Source organism: Thiolapillus sp. (assembly GCF_048562965.1).
GTDB lineage: Bacteria > Pseudomonadota > Gammaproteobacteria > Chromatiales > Chromatiaceae > Thiolapillus > Thiolapillus brandeum_A.
In genome coordinates, this window is sequence record NZ_JBHNMF010001009.1 from 1 (window position 1) to 1,010 (window position 1,010).

The window sequence follows — 1,010 nt, forward strand, 5'->3', positions numbered from 1 at the left end:
GACGAATGGATTGTGACATGAAATACCTGCTTCCTGATTCTCTGATGAACCCCCCTGAACCCCTGTCCGTCACCGTCCTCGGGGCGGGCGGCACCGGCGGTGAAGTGTTGAACCTGCTGGTGCGGCTGCACATGGGGCTGCTGGCTCTGGGCAGCCAGGGCTTGCAGGTTCGCGTGTACGATCCTGCTGTGTTCCGTGAGGCGAACCTGGGCCGCCAACGCTGCCTGCCAAGTGAAGTGGGGCAATACAAGGCGCTGGCACTGGTCAACCGCATCAATCTGGCCTTTGGGCTGGCCTGGGAAGCGTACCCGGCGGCAATCAACGGCGAAGCGCTTGTTGAGAATGTGCCGGATATACTCATTGGCTGCGTGGACAAAGCGCGTGTGCGCCAAGACATTGCCAACACGTTCAGCGATTCCCGCCATGATGCCTATGGTGACTATTTTGACACCTGCCTGTGGCTGGACATGGGCAATTCCCGCTATCAGGGACAAGCGGTGCTGGGGGAACTGCTCCATGACAGAACGAACGAGTTTCGACTGCCGCATGTGGCCGATCTGTTCCCCGCACTGTCCCAGCCCGAACAATTCGATGAGGATGATACGCCGAGCTGTTCTCTGGCTGAGGCCATCGGCCCCAATGGCCAGGACTTGCTGATAAACCCCATTGTGGCTAATCACGGTATCAATCTATTGTGGCTGTTGCTCACCACGGGCGTTCTCGAAAACCACGGGGTCATCGTGGACAGCCGAGCCATGACGACCATGCCCATGCCAGTCAGTCAGGAGGCTTGGGCGTTCTATGGCTATTCTGGAAGCAAAATTGAGAAGGCGGCTTGAACTGCCAGGAGGATCGTGTTGAACCTTGATTACCTGAGCGATGCGCGGGACAAAGCCCTGCTGTCGGCCACCCCGACCCTGATGGCTCCCCATTTCGGGGAACTGCCACCCTGTGACCTAGTGTAGTGTTGCGTTCTTGACGGAACTAATAATTACAGTATTTATCTATAA

The 1,010-nt window shown here is 57.2% G+C and carries 1 protein-coding gene; it reads left to right on the top strand.

The features are described from left to right. A partial coding sequence (locus ACOCD2_RS21850; RefSeq protein ID WP_419616713.1) for a PRTRC system ThiF family protein occupies positions 1–839 on the top strand: 839 nt, incomplete at its 5' end. Between the last annotated feature and the right edge of the window lie 171 nt (positions 840–1,010).